This window comes from Xylophilus ampelinus, from assembly GCF_003217575.1.
Taxonomy (GTDB): domain Bacteria; phylum Pseudomonadota; class Gammaproteobacteria; order Burkholderiales; family Burkholderiaceae_C; genus Xylophilus; species Xylophilus ampelinus.
This window is the reverse complement of the sequence record NZ_QJTC01000004.1, coordinates 124634-148236: the sequence shown is the minus strand read 5'-3', so window position 1 is coordinate 148236 and position 23603 is coordinate 124634. Positions and strand designations below refer to the sequence as shown.

Sequence of the window (23603 nt, the reverse complement as noted above, 5' to 3'; positions counted from 1 at the left end):
AGCACTCCCCCAAAGCTGGTGACCGCGAACGGCGTCTCCTTATTGTCCTGGTTGCCCAAAATGCACAACCGGCCGCCGCGCGCCACCTGGCTGCCGGCGTACGGCATGGCGCCCGCCGAATCGCACACCGCAGGCGAAAGAGCCGGATATCGCATGCAATCCACATGCACCGAAGCGAGGAGCATACGACGCCGCTGTCGACGCGCCCGAAAAGCCCCAACCGGCGGTCGGATCCAGCCGCCCGCCTTCGCGGTCAAGGCTGCGGGCCGGCCGCCGGCTCGCCCTGCGGCGCCCGCCTGCCCCGCGCCGTGCGCATCACCCACTGCCCCAGGTCGTCGATGTAGGTGAACACCGGCGGGATCACCAACAGGCTCAGCACGGTCGAGGTGAGCAGGCCGCCGATGACCGCGACCGCCATCGGCGAGCGGAAGCTCGAATCGGCCGCGCCCAGGCCGAGCGCGATCGGCATCATGCCGGCGCCCATGGCGAGCGTCGTCATGACGATCGGCCGGGCGCGCTTGTGGCAGGCGTCCAGCAGTGCGTCCCGGCGGCTCATCGGCGGGCGGTCGTGCGCATCGGCGCCACTGACCGCATCACCGCCGGCGTGGCGCTGGCCGCGGCGGGCCAGGATCGCGTACTCGACCAGCAGGATCGAGTTTTTGGTCGCGATGCCCATCAGCATGATCAGCCCGATGAGCGAGGGCATCGAGAAGCTCTTCTGCGCGATCAAGAGGCCGACGAAGGCGCCGCCGAGCGACAGCGGGAGCGCGGCCAGGATGGTCACCGGGTGCAGGAAGTCCTTGAACAGCAGCACCAGCACGATGTAGATGCACAGCACGCCGGTGAGCATCGCCAGGCCGAAGCTCGCGAACAGCTCGCCCATCACCTCGGCGTCGCCCACCTCGGTCACCCGCACGCCGGGCGGCAGGTTCCTGACCGAGGGCAGCTCGCGCACCAGCTTGGCCGCGTCGCCCAGCGGCACACCCGACAGCTCGATCTCGAAGTTGATGTTGCGCGCCCGGTCGTAGCGGCTGATGACGGCCGGGCCGCCGGCCACCTCCAGCGTGGCGACGTCGCCCAGCATCACCGGGCCGCGGGTGCCGGGCACGGTCAGGCGCTCCAACACGGCCAGGTCGGTACGGGCCGCGTCGCCCAGGCGCACCACGATCGGCACCTGCCGCGTCGCCAGGTTGAGCTTGGGCAGCGCCACGTCGTAGTCGCCGACGGTGGCCACGCGCAGCGTCTCGGCGATGGCGGCGCTGGTCACGCCCCGGTCGGCGGCGCGGGCGGAGTCGGGCCGCACCGCGATCTCGGGGCGCACCAGGCTGGCCGACGAGCCGATGTTGCCGAAGCCCGGCACGCTGCGCAGATCGCGCTCCACGTCCCGGGCGGCGGCGGCCAGCGCCTGCGGATCGTCGCCGGCCAGCACCAGGATGTATTTCTCGTTGCCGCCGGCCAGGCCCACCTTCATCCGCACGCCGGGTTGCGATTCCAGCGCGGTGCGGATCAGGGACTCGGTCACCTGCTTGCGCGGCCGCTCGCCGCGCGGCACCAGCTGGATGGTCAGCGTGGCCTTGCGCGGCTCGGCCGCGGCGCTGCCGGCGACCGGGTCGGAGCCCGCGCTGCCGGCGCCGACGGTGGTGTAGATGCTCCTGATGTTGTCGAGCCGCATCAGCCGCAGGCGCGTGTCCTCGGCCGCGGCCATCGTCTGCCGCAGGGTGCTGCCGGGCGGCAGCTCCAGGTACACCTGGGTCTGCGAGTTGTCGTCGGGCGGAATGAAGCCGGTCGGCAGCAGCGGGATCAGCGCGATCGAGCCGACGAAGAACACCATCGCCGGCGCGGTCGTCGCCAGCCGGTGCCTGAGGCACCAGGCGACCCAGCGCATGTAGGCGGCGAGCCAGCGCGGCTCCTTCTCGGCATCGACGATCGGCTTCAACAGATAGGCCGCCATCATCGGCGTCAGCACCCGGGCGACCAACAGCGAGGCGAACACGGCGAGCGCCGCCGTCCAGCCGAACTGCTTGAAGAAGCGGCCGGCGATGCCGCTCATGAAGGCGGTCGGCAGGAACACCGCGATCAGGGTGAAGGTGGTCGCGACGACGGCCAGCCCGATCTCGTCGGCCGCCTCCATCGCCGCCTGGTAGGGCGACTTGCCCATGCGCAGGTGGCGCACGATGTTCTCCACCTCGACGATCGCATCGTCCACCAGGATGCCGATCACCAAAGACAGCGCCAGCAGCGTGATCACGTTGACCGAGAAGCCCAGCGCGTACATGCCGATGAAGGCCGGGACCACCGACAGCGGCAGCGCCACCGCCGAGACCAGCGTGGCACGCCAGTTGCGCAAAAAGAGCCACACGACGATCACCGCCAGGATCGCGCCCTCGTAGAGCAGGTGCATCGAGCCTTCGTACTCCTCGGCCACCGGCTGCACGAAGTTGAACGCCTCGGTCAGGGTGATGTCGGGATGGTCGGCCTTCAGCTGCTCCAGCACCTTCTGCACCTGCGCGCCCACTTCCACCTCGCTGGCGCCGCGGCTGCGGGCCACCTCGAAGCCGACGACCGGCTTGCCGTCGAGCAGGGCTGCGGCGCGGCGCTCGGCCACGGTGTCGGTGACGGTGGCGACCTGGTCGAGCCGGACGCGCTGGCCGCTGGCGAGCGAGAGCTGCAGCGCGCCCAGTTCGGCGGCCGATTGGACGGTGGCCAGGGTGCGCACCGGCTGCTCGCTGCCGCCCAGGTCGGCCCGGCCGCCGGCGCTCTCCGCCTGCACCTGCCGCAACTGGCGCGAGATGTCGGCCGCGCTGGCGCCGAGGGACTGGAGCTTGTTGGCATCGAGCGCCACCCGCACCTCGCGCTGCACGCCGCCCACGCGGTTGACCGCGCCCACGCCGGGCACCGCCAGCAGGCGCCGGGCGATGGTGTCCTCGACGAACCACGAAAGGCCCTCGTCGTCGAGCTTGGTGGACTGCACCGTGTAGGCCAGCACCGGCGTGCCGGCCAGGTCGACCTTGGTGATGATCGGGTCGCGCAGGTCGGCCGGCATGTCGGCGCGGACCCGGCTCACGGCCGAGCGCACGTCGTCCACCGCTTCCTGCACCGGCTTCTCCAGCCGGAACTCGGCCAGGATGGTGACGGTGCCGTCCTGCACCGTGGTGGTGATGTGCTTCAGGCCCTGCAGCGTGGCGATCGAGTTCTCGATCTTGCGGGCCACGTCGGTCTCCAGCTGGCCGGGCGCGGCGCCGGGCAGCAGGGCGGTGACGTTGACCAGCGGCAGGTCCATGTCGGGGAAGTTCTGCACCTTCATCGCCTCGAAGGACAGCAGGCCGGCGAAGGCCAGCAGCACGAACAGCATCACCGCCGGGATCGGGTTCTTGATCGACCAGGAGGAAACGTTCATGGCCGGGCTACCGCGAGAGGGGGGCAGGGTTTCGACATCGTCTGCTCCTTATTTCGTAGCAGCAGGTCGGGGCGTTTCGCCGGCTGCGGGTGTTTTCAGTTCCGATTCCTGCACCACCTTGACCAGGTCGCGGTCGTTCAGGAAGCCCGCGCCCTGCACCACCACCGGCGTGTCGGCCGCCAGGCCCGCGGTGATCTCCAGCCGGTCGCCCACGCGGCGGCCGGTCTGCACCTTGCGCTGCGACACCCGCTGGTCCTGGTCGACCGCGAAGACGTAGCTGAACGCCTCGCGTACCACCACCGACCGCTGCGGCACAGTCAGCGCATCGGTCTGGCCCAGCGCGAAGTCGCCGTGGGCGAACATGCCCGGGCGGAACAGGCCCCCGGGGCTGGGGCGGCCCGGCGCCGGGTCGGCCGGAATGCCGTAACCCGCCTGCGACGGCAGGTCGACGTAGACGAGGCCGTTGCGGGTCTGCGGATCGACCGTCGGCGCCACCATCCGCACCTTGCCCTCCAGCACCGCGCCGCTGGCGGCCACGATGCGGGCGACGGTGCCCGGCTGGATGCGGCCCAGCTCCGCCGAAGTGACCTCCGCCCGCCATTCGAGCCGGCCCTTCCTGACCATACGGAACAGCTCGGTGCCTGCGCCCACCACCGCGCCGACGGTCGCGGTGCGGGAAGAGATCACGCCGCTGTCGGGTGCGCGGACCGAGGCGTAGCCCAGCCGCACCTGCTGAGCGTTGTAGGCCGCGCGGGCCGCTTCCACCCGGGCCTTGGCGGTCTGCTCGGTGGTCTGGTACTGGGCGATCTGGGAGGCGCTGAGCGCGCCGCTCTTCTCCAGCGTGCGGGCGCGCCGGGCATTGGCCGCGGCGTCGGCGGCGGTGGCCTCGGCCTCCAGCACGCTGGCGCGCGACTGGGCCAGCTCGGCCTTGACCGTCTCGGCCGAGAAGGTGGCCAGCACCTGGCCGGCCTTGACCGTGTCGCCCACGTTGACACGCACGTCGGTCAGCCGCAGGCCGTTGGCCTCCGATCCGATGATCGCCTCCTGCCAGGCGGCGATGCTGCCGTTGGCGGCGAAGGTCACCGGCAGCGAGATTTTCTGCGGCAGCACGGTGGTCACGCTCAGGGCCGGGCGCGGCGCGGCGGGCTTGTCGGCCGCACGCGCGCGGTTCAAGCCGAAAAGGCCTGCAGCCGTTGCCAGTCCCAGGCCGCCAGCTATCAAAAGAAGAGCGACCCTGCGCCGTGCGGGCTGCGCCAGGGGGGCGGGCAGCAGGCGGGCGGCGAGGGTGTAGGCGGTGCGCAGGGCAGGGTGCATGGCGGTGTCCGGCAGGGGGCTGGAAGCGGTGGGCGTGGGGCGCGAAAGGGCGGCGGGGCGGGGATCGGTCGGGCCATCAGCGGGCCGCGCCGGGAGACGAAGGCGACGCGGGCGGTGCGGACGACGAGGACGGTGCCGGCGCTGCGAGCGCCGGGGTCGCAGCGGCCGACGGCGTGCCGCCCGCGCCCGCGCTGGCGACGGCGGTGCCCGGCGCGCCCGGCACCGGCCCGTCCTGCGAGAACGCCGGATCGCGCGGCCGGCGGCCGCTGGCTCCCAGCCGCCGCCGGCCGCGCGGTACAGCGCGATCCAGGCGGCCATGCGTTCGCGCTTCAGGTTCACCCGCGTCGTCTCGGCCGCCAGTGCGGTGCGGCGGGCGTCCTCCAGCTGGATCTGGCTGGCCAGGCCCGCGTCGTAGCGCGCCTGGAAGCCTTCGAACGAGGCGCGGTAGCCGGCCGCGGCGGTCTCGGCATCGGCGGTGCGGTCGGCGGTGGCGCGCAGGTTGACCAGCGCCTCCTCCACCTCGCGCACCGCCTGGCGCAGGCGTGCGCGGTAGACGGCGACCGCCTCGTCGTACTTGATGCGTGCCGCGGCGGCGTTGGCAACGCGCCGGCCACCGTCGAACAGCGGCAGCGACAGCTGGATCGGCCCGAGCGTCCAGATGTTGCTGCTGCCCGAGACCGACGGTGCATCGACATAGAAGCGCCCGACCGATCCGCCGATGGTGAGCCGCGGATAGCGTTGCGCGTCGGCATTGCCCACGTCGGCGCTGGCGGCCACTACGTCGCGCGCGGCAACCGCGATGTCGGGCCGCTGGGCCAGCACCTGGGCCGGCAGCTCGGCGATGGAAAAAAGCGATTCCGGCGGCGGCCGCACCGGCGTGGCGGCCAGCTCCTGCCGCAGCAGATCTTCGTCCAGCGCGGTGAGGGCGACGAGGCCCTTCACCGCCACGTCGCACTGCGCCTGCTGCTGCAGGAGGCGGTTGCCCGCGTCGGCCGCGCTGGCGCGGGCCAGCGCGTCGTCGGCCGGTGCCTGGAAGCCGGCCTGGGTGCTGAGAGCCGAGTGCCGGGCGCTCTCGCGGCGCGACCGGGCATCGCTGCGGACCACCTCCAGCTGCTCGCGGCAGGCGCGCAGGGCGTTGAGCTGGTTGGCCGTCTCGGCCGCGACCGACACTCGCGCGTCGTGCCAGCCGGCCTGCGCGCCTTCGAGCCGGGCCTGCGCCGCGTCGCGCGCCGCACGGTTGCCGCCGAACACGTCGGGCTCCCACGACGCCTGCAGGTTGCCCTGCGCCGAGGTGGCGACCGCGAAGAACTGCGGCTGGAAACCGCGGCTGATGTTGGCGGTGGCGTCCAGCGTCGGGCCCAGCGCCGCGCCGGTGGTGATGCGCTGGGCGCGCGCCTGGCCGATGCGCGAGGCCGCCTGCGCCAGGGTGGGGCTGGCCGCGTTGGCGGCATCCACCAGCGGGGCAAGCAGCGGATCGCCCGTGCCTTCCCACCAGCGCGCCAGGCCGGCCGGGGTGCCGCCGTGGGGCAGAGACGGATCGACGGCCGGGTTGGCGGCGATGGTGGGGACTCCGGTGGTCGGCGCCGGCGGCAGCGGTGTGCGCCAGGCGGTCGGCACCGGGGCCTCGGGCACCGCGGGCGGGCGCGGCAGGGTGCAGGCGGCCAGCGCCAAGGGCAGCAGGATCGGTGCGAAGCGGCCGGCGACGCAGGGGCGGAGCGCGCCGGAGCGCGGGGCGAGGGGCTGGTTCATGGCACGGGTTTCCGGGTCTTGCGGCCGGCGGGGGTGCGCTGCGGGGCAGCCGGCTCGGCTGCGCCGGACGGCGCGCGGAAGGAGCGGTTTCGGGTGGCGGCAGTGCGCCCGATTGCCGAGCGGGCGGCCGCGGGCGTGCGTGCCGCGGCAGCACGGCGCCGACGCTCGGTCGTGACCAGGGCCAGGCCGTTGTCTGTCAGTCGGTCGGCCCAGGTATCGATCGCGTCGGTGCTGCCGAGCAGCCCGGGCCGCACCGCCTCGACGATATCCCGTGCCACGAACAGGTGGATCGCCAGCCCGTCGAGCGCGAAGGCCAGGCGGTGCAGGTCGTCGTCGTCTTGCCGCATGTCCAGGTGGCGGCGCAGCACGGCCAACAGCGCAGCATGCGGCGCCATCGCGTCCTGGCGCATTTCCTCGGCCCACTGGTCGGTCGGCTCCAGCATCTCGCGGATGCGCAGCCGCAGGCACTGGCGGGCCAGCTCGCCCTGCTTGAGCGGCTCCACGAAGAAGGCGTAGTAGGCGTGCAGCGCCTGGCGCAGCGACAGGTGCGGCGGGCTGATCAGCGGGATCACGTCGCGCGCCGCGCCCATCGGCTCGGTGAAGGTGGAGGCGTAGAGGCCGGCCTTGTCGCCGAAATAGTAGCGGATGGCCGCCAGGTTCACCGACGCGGCCTGCGCGATCTCGCGGGTCGAGGTGCGGGCGAAGCCCTTCTCGGAGAAGAGCCGCAGCGCCGCGTGCAGCAGGCGCTCGCGCGCCTCGGCTCCGTCGGCGCGGTGTGCGGCGGGCAGGGCGGTCGGGTCGGGCAGGGTGGAATCCATCGGCCGCGATTAGAGCACGACTTCAATCGGTCGATTGAATTGTCGTCGGGGGAGGGCCGCGCGGCGAATGCCGCACGACCGTCCGCCACCAGCGTGCGGATCGTGTCGTCGTCGTCGCGCGCCGGAGCCTGCGGCAGCGCCACCACCGCCAGATCGAGGCTGCCGACGGCGAGCCGGGCCATGCTCTCGTCGGAGGTGCGCACCCGCACTTTCACCTCGATGCCGGGATGCGCGCGGGCCAGGCGCTCCAGTGCCGGGCGGGCGACGAGGCGTACGAAGCGAGGGGTATCGTGCTGACCATCGGCTTGCATGCCCGTCCGCTTGGCGCCGTCACCACGGACGAGCGCATCCACGAATGTCCGGTGGAACGGTACCGCGGAGCGGCCCATGTGCGGGTGCTGCCGATGGCGTCGGATGCGCCGACGGAGCGCCATCCGCAGGTCGGCAACGGCACCGAACGACATGCACCTGGCCGTGACCCACAGCCTGCGCACCGGCCAGACCGTGCCGAGCGCGGTGCTCGACAACCTGGGCAGGGGTGCGGCCGGTGCGGCGGTGCGGAACCCGCGCCTGATAGCCGGGGCGGGCCGTCCGGCAGATTAGAAGCTTTCCCAGTCTTCGGCGTTGCCGCCGGGCACCGACTGCGTCGCTTTCGCCGGGGCGGGCGCTGCGGCAGTCGGACGCGTCGCCGGCTTAGGGGCCGCCGGCGCGGGTTGCGCCGACAGGCGCCGCACGGCGACCGGGCTGGCGGCCGGCGGACTGGCGATCGCCCGTGCGGCGGCAGGGGCCGGCACGGCCGGCGTAGGGGCCATGGCGCGGCGTGCAGCCATCGCGCCGTGGTCCAGCTGGAACACCGCGACGGTGTCGACCAGCTGCTGGGCCTGCTGCTTCAGGCTGGCGGCTGCGGCCGCGCTCTCCTCGACCAGGGCCGCGTTCTGCTGCGTGACCTGGTCCATCTGGGTGATCGCCTCGCCGACCTGGGCGACGCCCTGGCTCTGCTCGGCGCTGGCGGCGCTGATCTCGCCCATGATGTCGGCCACCCGGCGGATCGAATCGACCACCTCGCGCATGGTGGTGCCTGCCTGGTCCACCAGCGCGGTGCCCTGCTCGACCTGGTTGACGCTCGACGAGATCAACGACTTGATCTCCTTGGCCGCATCGGCGCTGCGCTGCGCCAGGCTGCGCACTTCGCTGGCCACGACGGCGAAGCCTCGGCCCTGCTCGCCGGCACGGGCGGCTTCCACCGCTGCATTCAGCGCGAGGATATTGGTCTGGAAGGCGATGCCGTCGATCACCGAGATGATGTCGGCGATGCGCTTGGAGCCTTCGTTGATGCCGCGCATCGTGTCGACCACCTGACCGACCACCGCGCCGCCGCGTTCGGCCACGCTGCTGGCGCTGACGGCCAGCTGGTTGGCCTGGCGGGCGTTGTCGGCATTCTGCCGCACGGTGGAATTGAGCTGCTCCATCGACGCGGCGGTTTCCTCCAGCGCGCTGGCCTGCTCCTCGGTGCGCTGGCTCAAATCGGCATTGCCCTGGGAGATCTGCGCGCTGGCGGTGGCGACGCTCTCGGCGTTGCCGCGGACGTCGGCCACGACCCGCGAGAGGCTGTCCTGCATCCGTTTCAGTTGGGCCATCATGCTGCGGTCGTCACCGGCGCGCAGATCGATCTGCACCGACAGGTTGCCCGCGGCGACGTTCTGCGCCAGGTCGGCGGCACTGGCCGGCTCGCCGCCGAGCCGCCGCGTGACCGAGCGCACGATGGTCACCGCCAGCAGCGTGGCCGCGGCACAGATCAGGACGAGCAGGCCGATCACCCAGGTACGGGCGGTTTCGTAGCTGCTCTTGGCGCCACCGGCAGCCGCGGCGGCACCCTTGTCGTTGATGTCGATCAACGATTCGAGTGCTTGCAACGTCCGCAGGAGCGCGGCGCGCGACGGGCCGCGGTAGGCGTCCCGGGCCTGCGCCATCGAGGCCACGCCGGCGCGCGACAGTGTCAGGAGCGCTGACTGTGCGGCTAAATATTCGCCGAGGCCGGCGCGATAGGCATCGTACTGCCGGCGCTCATCGGGAGTCGCGATCAACGGTTCGTAGGCGGCCGTATGCTCGGCCAGCGTAGCCTTGGCTTTCGCGATGCGCTGCTCCACATCGTCCATGTCGCTGCCTCCGGACGACAGCAGATGATCGCCTTCCGCGCGGCGGATCTGATTGACGCTGGCGCGCATCTTGCCGAGGACGTTGACGCTGGGCATCCAGTTGGTGGCGATGTCGTCGGTGCGGGCGTAGATGCCCGACATCTGGAAGATGGCGAATACACCGAGGACGAGGGTGAGAACCACGACCGAAAAGAAGGCGGTACCGAGTTGGGTACCGAGTTTGGCGTTGGACAAAGGCATGGCGTAGGCGAAATACGGAAGAACATGCCGGCACACCCGGAAGGCGGCCAGCTCGGAGGATTTGGAAACACACAGAATTATTTGTTACTTTTTGCTGCGGAGTTCGTAGGACAATTTCCCGCGCGAGGGGTAAACCTTTCGTTCTGCCGTCGTAGACGTGCAATTTCACCCTGATTAAAATCCATTTTCCATCTATTGGATAGTAAAGGGCCGTGATTTTTCAATTGCTGGAGGTTGTTTCGACCAGGCGTCGCGGTGGTGTTTCGATCTTTCGGCCGACAGCGCTTTCGGGAGCATCGTCGGCAGAGGGAAGGGCGGAGGAGTCAGCTGCGCATTGCCTGCGCCACGGCGTCGAGCAGAGTCGAGATGTCGAAGGGCTCGACCAGGATCGACTGCGTGCCCAGCACCCGCCCGACCTCGACCATGTCGGCGTAACCGGTCGCAAGGATCACCGGCAGGCCGGGAATCTCCCGTAGTGCGTGCTGGATGACCTGGGCGCCGTTCATCAGTGGCATCGCGTAGTCGACGATCAGCAGCTCGGGCGGATGGATGGCCAGGGCCGCCAGGCCCGCATGGCCGTCGGCCGCGTCGGTGACGATGTGGCCGGCCAGCTGCAGGCTCTCGACGATCACCCGGCGGACGTCGGCGTCGTCCTCCACCACCAGGATGCGGTGGCTCAGGCCCGGCTGGGGCGGCGCGGAGGCAGCCTCGGGCAAGGCCGCCTCTTGACGGTCGTCGAGCAGCGGGAAGCACATCTCGACCACTGTGCCCCGGCCCGATTCGCTTTCGATGCGCGCCAGGCCGTCCGACTGCTGCGCGAAGCCGTAGACCTGGCTCAACCCCAGGCCGGTGCCACTGCCGACCGGCTTGGTGGTGAAGAACGGGTCGAACACCTTCTGCAGCAACGCCGCGGGAATGCCGGGGCCGTCGTCGGCCACCGACACCACCACGTAGGTGCCGGGCGACAGGGCCGGGTCAGGTCTGGCCTCGGCCCGCCGGGTGGACAGGGTCAGTCTGCCGCCCGAGTCCATCGCGTCCTTGGCGTTGACCGCCAGGTTGAGTACCGCCATCTCGAGCTGGCTCGGGTCGAGCTTGGCCCAGAGAGGCTCTTCCGAAAGCTCCCACCGCAGCTCCACGCCGGCACCGACCGACACCGACACCAGCTCCTGCATGCCCAGCATCAGCGCATTGATGTCGGTCAGGCGCGGGAGCAGGGACTGGGCGCGGGCGAACGACAGCAGCTGTCCGGTGAGCCGGGAGCCGCGGCCCACCGCCCGCTTGGCCTGCGCCGCCACCTTGGCGACGCGCGGCTCGGGCGCCAGGCGGGCCAGCAGGTCGAGGTTCATGCTGACGACATGCAGCAGGTTGTTGAAATCGTGCGCGATGCCGCCGGTGAGCCGGCCTATCGCCTCCATCTTCTGAACCTGCACCAAAGCCGCCTGGGCACGCTCGCGCTCGGAGATCTCTGCCATCAGCCGGTCGTTGGTGCCGGCCAGCTCGCGGGTGCGGGCCGCGATGCGGCCTTCGAGCTCGCCGTTGAGACGCTCGACGGTGGCTCGCGCCTCGCCGAGGTCTTCGAGGTTGCGGCGGGTCGCGTACTGGCGGTTGCGGGCGCGCACCGCGGCCTCGACGGCGCTGGCGAGGGTCTCGGCGTTCACCGGCCGCTCCAGCAGCACCACGTTGCCGAGCGCGTGCAGCGACGCGGCGGCGCGCACCGAACGGCGGGTGGGTTGCCGCGTGGTGAGTACGATGAAGGGAAAGTCCGACCAGCTCGGCTGCCGGCGCAGCCAGTTGTCGAGCGTGCCGCCCGGCGTCACGCCGAACGCCTCTTCGGTGACCACCGCGGCGGCGGCCCCCTGGGCCAGCCCGGCCAGCATCTCGTCCTGCGACTGGCAGACCTGGGCGGGAATGCCGCGGCCGGCCAGCACTTCGTGCACCACATTGGCATCGCGTCCCCGCGGCGCGTGCACCATCACCCGACGTTCCATGGCGATCAGGGCTCGTCGATGGCGGGATCGTCGCTCAGCAGAGGCTGCGCGCCGCGGTAGGTCGACACGCCGCGCATCACCCCTTCGAAATCGTTCAGCGCGGTGCCGATCTGTATGCCGTCGGCGCCCATGCGGAATTCGCGGATCGTAAGCTCGTGGTTGCGGGTGCGGCTCTTGACCACCGACACCGCCTTCAGCAGGTTGCCCCGCGCCTCGAAGAACCGGAACAGCAGGATCGCGTCGCTCAGGTAGCTCAGGTCCACGTCGCTGCCGCCCGCGCCGAAGAGGCCGTGCTGGCTCAGCACCAGGATCGTGGCGATGCCGCGCTGGTTGAGGTAGGTCAGCAGCTCGTGCATCTGCAGCAGCAGGAACTTGCCGCCCGGCATCGCCTGCAGGTAGGCGTTGAGGCTGTCGATGCCCACCATCGAGGCGCCGCGCGTCTCCACCGCCCGGCGCACCAGGCTCGCGAACTCGCCCGGCGAGACCTGCGCCGGGTCGAGCGGGACGATTTCGAGCAGGCCGCTCGCGACGTGGTGCTCGATCACGATGCCGAGCGCCTTGCAGCGTGCCATCAGCGTGCCCAGCCCCTCGTCGAACAGGTAGTACGACACCTTCTCGCCGCGGTCGAGCGCGGCCGCGATGCAGGACATGGCGATGGTGGTCTTGCCGACACCGGACGGTCCGGCGAAGAGCGTGTTGCTGCCGTAGGTCAGGCCGCCGCCGAGCATGGTGTCGAGCGCCTCGGTACCGCTGCTGCCGACCCGGTGCGAGAACTCCACCTTGTGCTCCGACGCGATCAACCGCGGATACACCGACAGCCCGCCTGTGTCGAGCTTGAAGTCGTGTTCCCCGCCGCGGAACTTGGCGCCGCGCAGCTTCGACACCCGCAGGAAGCGCTTGTCGCCGCCGTACTCGCCGACCGTCTGCTCCAGCGTGATGACGCCGTGGGCGACGCTGTGCAGTTGCAGGTCGTTGGACTGGGCCGAGCGATCGTCGAGCATCAGGACGGTGCAGCCCGACGTCGAGAAGAAGTGTCTGAGCGCCAGGATCTGGAGTCGGTAACGCAGCGGGTCCTGGGCCAGCAGTCGCATCTCGGACAGGCTGTCGAACACCACGCGGTGCGGCCGGGACCGCTCCACCTCTGCCATCACGCCGCGGGTGGTCTCGCCCAGCTCGACCTCGGACGGGTGCAGGATCGACTGCTCCCTGTCGGGGCTCAGACCTTCGAGGGTGACCAGCTCGAAGATGTTCAGCCCGTCGAGCGTCCAGCCGTGCGACGCCGCCACGGTGCGCAACTCTTCGGCGGTTTCCGAAAGTGTGACATAGAGCGCGCTTTCGCCTTGCGCCACGCCCTGCAGCAGGTACTGGATGCCGAGCGTGGTCTTGCCGGTGCCGGGCGAGCCCTCGACGAGGTAGAGATTGTGCGAAGGCAGGCCGCCTCCCAGGATGTCGTCGAGCCCGGCAATGCCTGTCGAGGAACGCGCTTGTACGGGGCTGGTGAAGGGCGGGTTGGAGGTCATGGGAAGGGGCGTGCTCGGAGGGTTGCGGAAGATGCCCTCTGTCGGGCGTTGACGCCGGCGGCCAGCATACCCGGTCGGGATGGTTTCCAAATACCGAGGCAGTGCGAATACGGCCCGGATCGAGGTGTATTGCGGCCCGTCGGGCGGACGGGCTGCGGCGGTCCGGCGGCGACGGCTCAGCCGGCGGCCGCGAAGCCCACGGTTGCGGTGCCGATCGCCCGTGCCCGCGCCTGCTGGATCCGCTCGCCGATCCTGGGGCCGCAGGCGCCTTCGCGGGCGGCCTGGGCGGCGACGGCGGCGGTGTCCACCGTCTGCGCCGCATGCAGCGCGGCCCGCAACCGGTCGCGCTGGGGATAGGGCGCGTCTTCCTTGCCGCCGCGGCCGCGGGCATCGCATTCGCAGGCGAGCAGGACGTCCTCGAAGCGCTGCGGCCGGCGCCAGGCGTCGCAGCGGTCGAGCAGGCGGACCAGGGCGGCGGGGTTCAGCTCGCCGCTGCGGTGGATGTTGCCGTGCTCTCGCGCCACCACGTCGGCCAGCTCGCGGCATTCCACCGGCACCCGCAGCCGCTCGCAGACGCTCTGCAGCAGCCGGGCGCTGCGCTGTTCGTGGCCGATGTGGCGCGGCAGCACGTCGGCGGGGGTGGTGCCCTTGCCCAGGTCGTGGCACAGGCAGGCGAAGCGCACCGCCAGCGGTGCCCGCAGCCGGGCGGACATGTCCATCACCATCGCCAGGTGCACGCCGGTGTCGACCTCGGGGTGGTAGTCGGCGCGCTGGGGCACGCCCCAGAGCCGGTCGACCTCGGGCAGCAGCCGGGCCAGCGCGCCGCAGCGGCGCAGCACCTCCAGCATGCGGGAGGGCGCCGGCTCCATCAGGCCGCGCGCCAGTTCCTGCCAGACGCGCTCGGGCACCAGGGCGTCGGCCTCGCCGTCGTCGACCATCGCCCGCATCAGGGCCTCGGTCTCGGGAGCGACGGTGAAGTCGGCGAAGCGGGCGGCGAAGCGCGCCAGGCGCAGGATGCGCACCGGGTCTTCGCGGAAGGCGTCGGTCACGTGGCGCAGCACCCGGGCCTCCAGGTCGCGCCGTCCGCCGTAGGGATCGACCAGGCCGGCGTCGCCCACCGCGCCCGGCGGCTGGGCCATGGCGTTGACCGTCAGGTCGCGGCGGGCCAGGTCTTGCTCCAGCGTCACCTCGGGCGCGGCCTGCACCGCGAAGCCGCGGTAGCCGCGCGCCGTCTTGCGCTCGGTGCGGGCCAGCGCGTATTCCTCGCGGGTACGCGGATGCAGGAAGACGGGGAAGTCGCGGCCCACCGGCACGTAGCCCTCGGCCTCCATCGCCTCGGGCGTGGCGCCCACCACCACCCAGTCGGTGTCGTTCACCGGCAGTCCGAGGAGCGCATCGCGCACCGCGCCGCCCACCTTGTAGACCTGCATCGGCACGCTCAGCGGGCGAGCCGGCAGGGCTCTTCGAAATTCCGGAAATCCTGCTCGGCCAGGGCCCCGTCTATCCAGGCGGCCATGCCGGGCAGGGCGGCCACCCGTTTCGCATGGTCGGCCACGGCGGGCGGTACCGGCAGGGCGTAGGTGCGCAGCCGCATGCAGACCGGGGCGAAGAAGGCGTCGGCCGCGCTGAAGTTGCCGAAGAGCATCGGCCCGGCGCAGCGCCCGAGCAGGCCGGTCCGGAGGACGCGGTGGTGTTCGACGTCGGCGTGCACCCCGGGCTGGTCGCGCATCGATAGCATCGATACCCAGGGGCGCATCGACCAGGAGGAGTGGTTTTTTTTGCCGATGACGAGGATGGGCATGGCGGGTCTTTCGGTGGGGCGGCCCTTGTGGTGAAGGGGTGGGGCCGATGCATGCGCAGGGGCCGGGGACATGCGGGCGGTTACGTTTTGTTCGGGTTTCGGCGTTACACTTTTTAGTATGCACACCTTAGCGGCGAGCGGTTATTTTCGCCGCCGCCTCACCCATTTCTGGAACCGCGATGGGCGTGCCATCCTGTGGATGGCGTTGGCTTGGGCGCTGGGGCTGTGGCTTTTCCAGATCGTGGCAGAGAAGGCGGCGGTGCGCCAGGCGGTGGGCAGCGTCCACCCCAGCGCCCCGATTTCCTTGCAGCGCCAGGCAGGCGGGCAGGGCATCGGCGGCAAGCTGGGCTTCCTGGTCGACCGTACCGGAGAGCTGCGGATCGAGCAGATCGTCGCTGCCGATACGCAGGACCCGCACCTGCGTTTCCGCTATCCCGGCGACACCCAGCGGATCGGCGTGGGCCTGGGTCGGGGCGTGGTATGGGCCAAGTTCCAGTTCATCGTGGCGGAGCGGGCGCGCGATGCCCACTGGCTGATGGTGATGCCGTCGGTGGCGGCGCGGGATCTCCGATTCCACGGTCCGTACGACGCCGGCGGCACCCGCATGGCACCGCCGCAGGTGGCCGGTGCCGACCACCCGTTCTCGTCGCGGCCGGTGCCGACCGAGCGGATGTCGTTCCCTTTCCGGGTGCCGGAGCCGGGGCTCTACACCGTCTACTTCCGGGTGCAGTCCGATGTCATGCAGGTCTACGCGCCCCGGCTGTGGAACGAGACCGACTATCTCGTCTCCACCGAAGGCAAGCGCCTCTTCGACGGCCTGACCTACGGCATCCTGCTGGGCATGCTGGTCTACAACCTGCTGCTGCTCTCGATCTTTCGGGAGCGGATGCATACGTACTACCTGATCACCTGCGCCTGCGCGGTGCTGACGCTGGCCAGCTTCAACGGCCACCTGTCCCGCTACCTGTGGCCCGATGCGCCGGCGCTGCCGCAGTACCTCTACACCGCGGCACCGCTGCTCTGGGCCGTGTTCGCCAGCCAGTTCGGCCGCCATTTCCTCGATCTGCGGGCGCATGCGCGCCGCATCGACCAGGCGTTGGCGGCACTGGTGCTGGTGCTGACCTGCATGCTGGTGGCGGTGACCGCCGACGGCGACTTGTCGCTGCAGGTGCGCTGGCTGTCGCGGGCGACCGAGGTGGTCGCGGTGCTCGGCCCGCCGCTCCTGGCGGTCGGCGGCCTGCGGGCCTACCGTGCCGGTTTCAAGCCGGCGCTGCTCTACCTGAGCGGGTTGGCGATCCTGGTGTTGTCGGCGCTGCTGCTGATCCTTTCGAACTGGGGTGTGCTGCCCTGGAGCGGCCTGCAGCTCAATTTGCTGCAACTGGGCGCCGCGGCCGAGCTGGTGGTGCTGTCGGTGGCGCTCGGCAGCCGCCTCCGGTCGCTGCGGCGGGCACAGCAGGAGCTGCACGCCCGCGCCGACAGCCTGGTGACCCAGGCCGAGACCGATCCGCTCACCGGCGTGGCCAATCGGCGCGGCCTGCAGCGGCGCGCCGAACGGCAGTTCGCCACCGGTGCGCCGCAGGCCCTGCTGCTGCTCGATCTGGACCGCTTCAAGCCGATCAACGACCGCTTCGGCCACCACGCCGGCGACCTGGTGCTGGTGGAGCTGGCGCGGCGCCTGCGCAGCGAGCTGCGCGACATCGACACGGTCGCGCGGCTGGGCGGCGACGAGTTCGTGGTGCTGGTGAGCGGCGAGACCGACCGGGGCGCGCTCTCGGCGATGGCCCACCGCATGAGCGAACAGATGCGCGCGCCGGTGGACTACGAAGGCCGGGCGCTGATGGTCACCGCCAGCATCGGCATCGCGCGGTTCCCGAGGGATGCGCGCGACCTCGCCGGCTTGCTGCGGGCTGCCGACGCGGCGATGTACCACAGCAAGCAGCAGCACCATTCGGACTTCGCCTTCCCCGAGGACATGCAGCCCGCCGCCCGGGCCGCGGGCTGAGCCCCGCGCACGGCCGTGCCTGACCTACTGCGGCCAGACCACGCCGTTGTCGTTGAGAATCGCGTCCAGCGGCAGGTCGTGCGCCTCGGGCTCGAAATCGGGCAGGAAGCCCTGCCCGAAGCCGAGGCCCACGGTGAACGGCCGCGGCTCCAGCGATGCCAGCGTCCGGTCGTAGAAACCGCCGCCGTAGCCGAGCCGGTAGCCGCCCGCGCCGTAGCCGACGCAGGGCACGAAGAGCAGGGTGGGCACCACCACCTCGGTGTCCTTCGGCTTGGGGATGGCGTAGGCGTCTTCCTCCATCGGGCAGCCGGGGTACCAGACGTGGAAGGTGAGCGTGCCGGCCGTCTTGTCGACCACCGGCAGGCCGATCTGGCGGCGCTGCGGCGCGCCCTGCAGCTCGCCGTCTTCCTTCCAGCGGTGCAGCGCCGGCAGCGGATCGAACTCTCCCTTGATCGGCCAGTAGGCGCCGATCACCGCGTCGGGCCGGCCGATGAGCCAGATGCGCATCACCCGCTGGAGCTGGTCGGAGCGAGAGAGGCGGTCCGGCAGATTCAGTCTTTCTTCGATCAACGCCCTGCGAATGGCTGACTTGTCCATAATTCCTTCGATGAAATTCCAGAAGATTCTGACATCTGCGCTCGCCTTCGGGCTGCTGGCCGGCACCGGGGCCGCCGCGCAGGCCCAAGGCACGCCCGCCGGGCGAGGGGACGATGTCCTGCTGGAGATGAACCAGGCCTTCAAGCGCGGCGACCGCGCCCGCCTGGCGGCGCTGCTGCCTATGGCCCAGGGCCACGCGCTGGAGCCGTGGGCCGCCTACTGGGAACTGCGTGCCCGGATCGACTCCGCCCAGCCCGAGGAGATCGAGGCCTTCTTCGCCCGCTGGTCCGGCACCTACCAGGAAGACCGGCTGCGCAACGACTGGCTGCGCATCCTGGGCCAGCGCCGCGACTGGCAGCGCTTCGCCGACGCCTATCCGCTGTTCCGCATGAACGACGACCGCGAGGTGCGCTGCTACGCCATCGTGGTCGAGCGGCTGCGCGGCACCGGTCCGCTGCCCGCGGCCACCGTCGACGAGGTGCGCCGCAACTGGTACGGCATGCGCGAATCGGACGACGGCTGCACCCTGGCCGCGGCCGAACTGTTCGCCGCGCGGCAGTTCACCGCCGACGACGTCTGGCGCAAGGCGCGCCTGGCGATCGACGCCAACCGGCCACGGGTGGCCCGCGCCGCTGTCGAGATCGTGGCGCCCGAGGAATCGGCCCTGGTCGCGCAGATCGGCGACAACCCGGCGCGCTTCCTGGCCTCCAAGGCCACCGCCGGCAGCCGCACCCGCAAGGAACTGGTGACGCTCGCCTTGCTGAAGATGAACGCTTCCGACCCCGACGCGGCCGCCCAGCAGCTCGACAGCAAATGGAGCGTGCAGATGAGGCCCGAGGAGCGCAACTGGGTCTGGGGCGCGATCGGCCGGCAGGCCGCCTCGCGCCTGTCGCCCACCGCGCTCGAATACTTCGCCAAGGTCACCCGCGATACCGACCTGCATGGCGAGATGCTGGCCTGGAAGGCGCGCGCCGCGCTGCGCGCCGGCAACTGGAAGGAAGTGCTGTCGGCCATCACCGCGATGGACGACGCGCTGCGCGTCGACAGCGCCTGGGTCTACTGGCGTGCCAAGGCGCTGCTGGCCGGAGGCCCGCTGGGCACGGCACCGGCGCCGACGGCCGCGGTGCAGCCCGAAAGCGCCTCGCTGCCCGCGGCCACCGCGGCGGCGGGCAGGGTCTCCGACCGGCAGCGGGCCGAGGCGCGCCAACTGCTCGAAGGCATCGCCAGCCCGCGCGGCTTCTACGAGCAGCTGGCGCTGGAAGAGCTGGGCCAGCGCATCGCGATGCCCGAGCGGCCGGCGCCGCCCACCACGCAGGAACGCGAGGCGGCCCGCACCAATCCGTCGCTGGCCCGCGGCCTCTACGCGATCCTGCTCGGCCTACGCAGCGAAGGCGTGCGCGAGTGGAACTACGCCACCAACCTGCATGCGACAGGCGGCATGGGCGACCGCGAACTGCTGGCCGCCGCCGACATGGCCTGCCAGAGCGAGATCTGGGACCGCTGCATCAACACCAGCGAACGCACCAGATCGGTCTTCGACACCGGCCAGCGGTTCCCGATGCCGCACCAGTCGGGGGTGGTGATGCGCAGCCGGCAGATCGGCCTGGACCCGGCCTACGTCTACGGCCTGATCCGCCAGGAGAGCCGCTTCATCACCGATGCCCGCTCGGGCGTCGGCGCCTCCGGCCTGATGCAGGTCATGCCCGCCACCGCGCGCTGGACGGCCAACAAGATCGGGATGGGCGGCTTCCGGCCGGAGCAGATCAACGACCGCGATACCAACATCGCCATCGGCACCGCCTACCTGAAGCTGGCGCTCGACGACTTCCAGGGCTCGATGCCGCTGGCCGCCGCCGCCTACAACGCCGGCCCCGGCCGGCCGCGCAGCTGGCGCAACGGCCCGGTGGTCGACGCCGCGATATGGGCCGAGAACGTGCCCTTCGCCGAGACCCGCGACTACGTGAAGAAGGTGCTGGCCAACACCACCAGCTACGCCGCGATCCTGAGCGGCCAGCCGCAGTCGCTGCGCGCCCGGCTCGGTACCGTCGGTCCGAAAGACCCGAACTTCGTCGAGCCGAACAAGGACCTGCCCTGAGCCGGGTTCTTGAAAGAAAAGAGGCTGTAGCCGGCATGCGGAAACGACCTGTAGCTATTAAAAAAATAGCAGCGGTCCGGATGCCCGTGCGGCGCTTGGCCGCCGACGTTGGCGGCAACCGTGCTTTTTCTCGCGGGCGCCGGCATGGCGGGCCGGAGCCGTCCCCATAATCCGCGCCATGGAAACCAAGTGGCTCGAGGATTTCGTCAGCCTGGCCGAGACGCGCAGCTTCAGCCGCTCGGCCCAGCTCCGGCATGTGACCCAGCCGGCGTTCTCGCGGCGCATCCAGGCGCTCGAGGCCTGGGCCGGGGCCGACCTGGTCGACCGCAGCTCGTATCCCACGCGGCTCACCGCCTCGGGCGAGACGCTGTACGCCCAGTCGCTCGAACTGCTGCAGTCGCTGCAGACCACCCGCGCGATGCTGCGTGGCCGCGGTACCGCGGGGCAGGACGTGATCGATTTCGCGGTGCCGCACAGCCTGGCCTTCACCTTCTTCCCGACCTGGATCTCGTCGCTGCGGCAGGGTTTCGGCTTGGTGCGCAGCCGGCTCCTGGCGCTCAACGTGCACGACGCGGTGCTGCGCCTGATGGAGGGCAGCTGCGATTTGCTGATCGCCTACCACCACAGCGCCCAGCCGGTGCAGCTCGACGCCTCGCGCTACGAGATGGTGGCGCTCGGCGAGGAGACGGTCGCCCCCTACACCCGGCCCGATGCCGACGGCAAGCCGCTCCATACATTGCCCGGCCGCGCCGGCCAGCCGCTGCCCTACCTGGGCTACGGGCCGGCGGCCTACCTGGGCCGGGTGGTGGAGCGGCTGCTGAAGGACCACGGCACCGCCATCCACCTCGACCGGGTATACGAAACCGACATGGCCGAAGGCCTGAAGGCGATGGCGATCGAGGGCCATGGCATCGCCTTCCTGCCGCAGAGCGCGGTGCGGCGCGAGCTGCGCGGGCGCCGGCTGGTGAGCGCCCAGCCGCACAGCCTGCCGCCGCTGGAGGTGACGATGGAGATCCGCGCCTACCGCGAGAAGCCGGTGGTGCGCAGCACCGCATCCGAGCGGGCGTCGGTCCGCGGCCGGGCCGCGGCGCGCCGACCGGCCGACGCGCTGTGGGAGTACCTGCAGGCCCGCGCGCCCGCCACGTGACGGTTCGCAATGCGTTCGGTCGCTTCATGCAACTTGTGCATGCGGCTGCGTGCACACGGCATTGGATAGGCACGCTGTACGCCCCTTACATTCCGTTCGCATGTCACCGGAGACGTCGCCGCGGTTTTTCGGATGGCATTGGGCACGGAGCTTGCAAAGACCGCCTGCGGTGTGAGACGGCACCCACCGTGTGTTACCAGCCATGAAACTTTTGTGAACCCGTGTACGACTGACTCCGCGCCACCATGGCCACCTCTCGGTTGTAACCCCCTGCGGCCGCCCAGGAATTCCGTTCTAGACTCCCCCCCTGTTCCATTTGCATGAATTCAAGGAGATTCGCATGAAGAAACAATTGCTGACGATCGCCGTCCTGGCAACCATGGCTGGAGGCGCATCGGCGCAAGCTACCGACACACTCGCCAAGATCAAGGCGTCGGGCGTCATCACCGAAGGTGTGCGCGAATCCTCCGGCCTCTCCTACACTCTGGGCGACGGCAAGTACACCGGCTTCCACTACGACGTGTGCGCCGCCATCATCAACGACATCCAGAAGAACCTGGGCCTGTCGAAAATCGAGACCAAGTACCAGCCGGTCACCTCGCAGAACCGCATCCCCCTGGTGCAGAACGGCACGGTCGACCTGGAATGCGGCTCCACCACCAACAACGCCACCCGTGCCAAGGACGTGTCCTTCGCCGTGACGACCTACGTGGAAGAAGTCCGCATCGCCACGAAGGCCAACTCGGGCATCAACGGCATCAAGGACCTGGCCGGCAAGACGATCGCCACCACGACCGGCACCACCTCCGTGCAGACGCTGCGCAAGCACAAGCGCGCCGAGAACGTGCAGTTCAAGGAAGTCTTCGGCAAGGACCACTCCGACAGCTTCCTGCTGCTGGAATCGGGCCGCGCCGACGCCTTCATCATGGACGGCTCGATCCTGGCCGCCAACATCGCCAAGTCGAAGGCGCCGGCCGACTTCAAGATCGTCGGCGAAGTGCTGTCGGTCGAGCCGATCGCGATCATGATGCGCAAGGACGACGCCGCTTTCAAGAAGGTGGTCGACGACAGTATCAAGGCGCAGATCGCCTCCGGCGCGATGGCCAAGCTCTACGACAAGTGGTTCATGCAGCCGGTGCCGCCGGCCAATGTGAAGATCGGCCTGCCGCTGTCGGCCGCCACGAAGGACGCGTGGGCCCATCCGAACGACAAACCGATGGAAGAGTACGCCGTCAAAGAATAAACGCGAGCCTTGCCGCGAGCGCCGACGCCCACCGCCCCGGTGGGCGTTGTCTTGTGGAGAGCCGCAGGTGCGCCGCCCCGGCGGTACTGCAGCAGGCGCTGATCGACATAACAGCTTGAGAAGGAATCCCCATCATGGGATCGAATTGGGATTGGCAGGTGTTCCTGCAAGACCCTGGAGGCGAGCATCCGACCTACCTCCAGTGGCTGATGTCCGCCTGGGGGTGGACGGTGTCGGTATCGCTGCTGGCGCTGTTGGTGGCCCTGGTGCTGGGATTCGCCGTCGGTACCCTGCGTACGCTGCCCGACAACCCGGTGTGGGTGAAGCTCGGCAACGCCTGGGTGGAGCTGTTCCGCAACATTCCGCTGCTGGTCCAGATATTTCTCTGGTACCACGTGGTGCCGGCGCTCTTCACGCCGATGCGCAACCTTCCGGGCTTCGTGCTCGTCGTGCTGGCGCTCGGCTTCTTCACCTCGGCCCGTATCGCCGAGCAGGTGCGCTCGGGCATCCAGGCCCTGCCGCGCGGCCAGCGCTATGCGGGTATGGCGATGGGTTTCACCACGTTGCAGTACTACCGCTTCGTGCTGATCCCGCTCGCGTTCCGGATCATCCTGCCCCCGCTCACCAGCGAGACGATGAACATCTTCAAGAACTCGTCGGTCGCGTTCGCGGTGTCGGTCGCCGAACTGACCATGTTCGCGATGCAGGTGCAGGAAGAGACCTCGCGCGGCATCGAGGTGTACCTGGCCGTGACCGGCCTCTACATCGTGTCGGCCTTCACCATCAACCGGGTCATGGCGTACTTCGAGAAACGGGTGCGCGTCCCGGGCTTCGTGGTCGCCGGCGGCGGCGGAGGCCACTGACATGAATCTCGACTTCGCCTTCCTCAACTGGGAGTTGATCCGCGCCTTCGTACTGAAGGGCTTCTGGTTCAGCATCGGCCTGACGATCGTCGCCACCATCGGCGGCGTGCTGCTCGGCACCGTGCTGGCGCTGATGCGGCTCTCGGGCAAGCAGCTGCTCGCCGTGCCCGCCACCCTCTACGTCAACGGCATGCGCAGCATTCCGCTGGTGATGGTGATCCTGTGGTTCTTCCTGCTGGTGCCCTTCCTGATCGGCCGTCCGATCGGTGCCGACGTGTCCGCGTACGTGACCTTCATCGCGTTCGAGGCCGCCTACTTCAGCGAGATCATGCGGGCCGGTATCCAGTCGATCCCGCGCGGCCAGGTGCATGCGGGCCAGGCGGTCGGCATGAGCTACGGGCAGAACATGCGCCTGGTGGTGCTGCCGCAGGCGTTCCGCAACATGCTGCCGGTGCTGCTGACGCAGACCATCATCCTGTTCCAAGACACCTCGCTGGTCTACGCCATCGGCGCCTACGACATGCTCAAGGGCTTCGAGACCGCCGGCAAGAACTACGGCCGTCCGATCGAGGCCTATCTCACCGCCGCGGTCGTCTACTTCGTGATCTGCTTCGCGCTGTCGTGGCTGGTCAAGCGGCTGCACAAGAAAATCGCCATCATCCGTTGAGCGGAG

At 70.2% G+C, this 23603-nt stretch carries 16 protein-coding genes and 2 pseudogenes; 7 read left to right on the top strand and 11 right to left on the bottom strand.

The window, feature by feature from the left end:
- Positions 1-253 precede the first annotated feature (253 nt).
- The 5 genes and pseudogenes from DFQ15_RS04715 to DFQ15_RS18105 form a co-directional block, all read right to left on the bottom strand.
- Positions 254-3397, bottom strand: a complete 3144-nt coding sequence (locus DFQ15_RS04715) for an efflux RND transporter permease subunit (protein WP_110464859.1) — start codon at positions 3395-3397, stop codon at positions 254-256.
- Between the two features lie 48 nt (positions 3398-3445).
- Entirely contained in the window at positions 3446-4711 is a 1266-nt protein-coding gene (locus tag DFQ15_RS04710; protein WP_110464931.1) for an efflux RND transporter periplasmic adaptor subunit, read from the bottom strand.
- 288 nt (positions 4712-4999) lie between these two features.
- Positions 5000-6460: pseudogene (locus DFQ15_RS04700) on the bottom strand (efflux transporter outer membrane subunit); the annotation flags it as partial.
- The gene (locus tag DFQ15_RS04695; RefSeq protein ID WP_110464858.1) at positions 6457-7278 is read right to left on the bottom strand and encodes a CerR family C-terminal domain-containing protein; all 822 of its coding nucleotides are present in this window, start codon (positions 7276-7278) and stop codon (positions 6457-6459) included. The gene DFQ15_RS04695 and the pseudogene DFQ15_RS04700, both read right to left, overlap by 4 nt.
- 65 nt (positions 7279-7343) lie before the next feature.
- A pseudogene (locus DFQ15_RS18105) lies at positions 7344-7589 on the bottom strand (LysR substrate-binding domain-containing protein); the annotation flags it as partial.
- Positions 7590-7740: 151 nt separating this feature from the next.
- Here DFQ15_RS18105 and DFQ15_RS17375 point away from each other — a divergent pair.
- Complete coding sequence (locus tag DFQ15_RS17375) at positions 7741-7881, top strand: hypothetical protein (protein ID WP_158529003.1); 141 nt, start codon at positions 7741-7743, stop codon at positions 7879-7881.
- Here the strand turns inward: DFQ15_RS17375 and DFQ15_RS04685 are convergent.
- From DFQ15_RS04685 to DFQ15_RS04665, 5 genes are all read right to left on the bottom strand, one after another.
- Positions 7878-9674, bottom strand: coding sequence for a methyl-accepting chemotaxis protein (locus tag DFQ15_RS04685; protein ID WP_110464857.1), 1797 nt, complete (start codon positions 9672-9674; stop codon positions 7878-7880). The genes DFQ15_RS17375 and DFQ15_RS04685 overlap by 4 nt on opposite strands.
- A 323-nt stretch (positions 9675-9997) precedes the next feature.
- Positions 9998-11662, bottom strand: a complete 1665-nt coding sequence (locus tag DFQ15_RS04680) for an ATP-binding protein (protein ID WP_110464856.1) — start codon at positions 11660-11662, stop codon at positions 9998-10000.
- 5 nt (positions 11663-11667) lie between these two features.
- A complete protein-coding gene (locus tag DFQ15_RS04675; RefSeq protein WP_110464855.1) occupies positions 11668-13182 on the bottom strand; it encodes an ATPase domain-containing protein in 1515 nt (504 codons plus the stop codon).
- A 176-nt stretch (positions 13183-13358) separates the two neighbouring features.
- Positions 13359-14612, bottom strand: a complete 1254-nt coding sequence (locus tag DFQ15_RS04670; RefSeq protein ID WP_110464930.1) for a multifunctional CCA addition/repair protein — start codon at positions 14610-14612, stop codon at positions 13359-13361.
- 8 nt (positions 14613-14620) lie between these two features.
- The gene (locus tag DFQ15_RS04665; protein ID WP_374941001.1) at positions 14621-14983 is read right to left on the bottom strand and encodes a glutathione S-transferase C-terminal domain-containing protein; all 363 of its coding nucleotides are present in this window, start codon (positions 14981-14983) and stop codon (positions 14621-14623) included.
- 118 nt (positions 14984-15101) lie between these two features.
- Here DFQ15_RS04665 and DFQ15_RS04660 point away from each other — a divergent pair, with 118 nt between their 5' ends.
- The gene (locus tag DFQ15_RS04660; protein ID WP_158529002.1) at positions 15102-16985 is read left to right on the top strand and encodes a diguanylate cyclase; all 1884 of its coding nucleotides are present in this window, start codon (positions 15102-15104) and stop codon (positions 16983-16985) included.
- A gap of 24 nt (positions 16986-17009) precedes the next feature.
- Here the strand turns inward: DFQ15_RS04660 and DFQ15_RS04655 are convergent, their stop codons facing one another.
- A complete protein-coding gene (locus tag DFQ15_RS04655) occupies positions 17010-17582 on the bottom strand; it encodes a 5-formyltetrahydrofolate cyclo-ligase (RefSeq protein WP_110464853.1) in 573 nt (190 codons plus the stop codon).
- A 10-nt stretch (positions 17583-17592) separates the two neighbouring features.
- Here DFQ15_RS04655 and DFQ15_RS04650 point away from each other — a divergent pair, with 10 nt between their 5' ends.
- From DFQ15_RS04650 to DFQ15_RS04630, 5 genes are all read left to right on the top strand, one after another.
- Complete coding sequence (locus DFQ15_RS04650; protein WP_110464852.1) at positions 17593-19677, top strand: lytic transglycosylase domain-containing protein; 2085 nt, start codon at positions 17593-17595, stop codon at positions 19675-19677.
- Between the two features lie 178 nt (positions 19678-19855).
- Positions 19856-20824, top strand: coding sequence for a LysR substrate-binding domain-containing protein (locus DFQ15_RS04645; RefSeq protein WP_110464851.1), 969 nt, complete (start codon positions 19856-19858; stop codon positions 20822-20824).
- A 340-nt stretch (positions 20825-21164) separates the two neighbouring features.
- Positions 21165-22067 (top strand): amino acid ABC transporter substrate-binding protein, encoded by a 903-nt coding sequence (locus DFQ15_RS04640; protein ID WP_110464929.1) that lies wholly within the window; start codon positions 21165-21167, stop codon positions 22065-22067.
- A 134-nt stretch (positions 22068-22201) separates the two neighbouring features.
- The gene (locus DFQ15_RS04635; RefSeq protein ID WP_110464850.1) at positions 22202-22930 is read left to right on the top strand and encodes an amino acid ABC transporter permease; all 729 of its coding nucleotides are present in this window, start codon (positions 22202-22204) and stop codon (positions 22928-22930) included.
- A gap of 1 nt (position 22931) precedes the next feature.
- On the top strand, positions 22932-23597 hold the full coding sequence (locus DFQ15_RS04630) for an amino acid ABC transporter permease (RefSeq protein WP_110464849.1): 666 nt from the start codon (positions 22932-22934) through the stop codon (positions 23595-23597).
- Positions 23598-23603: the final 6 nt, after the last annotated feature.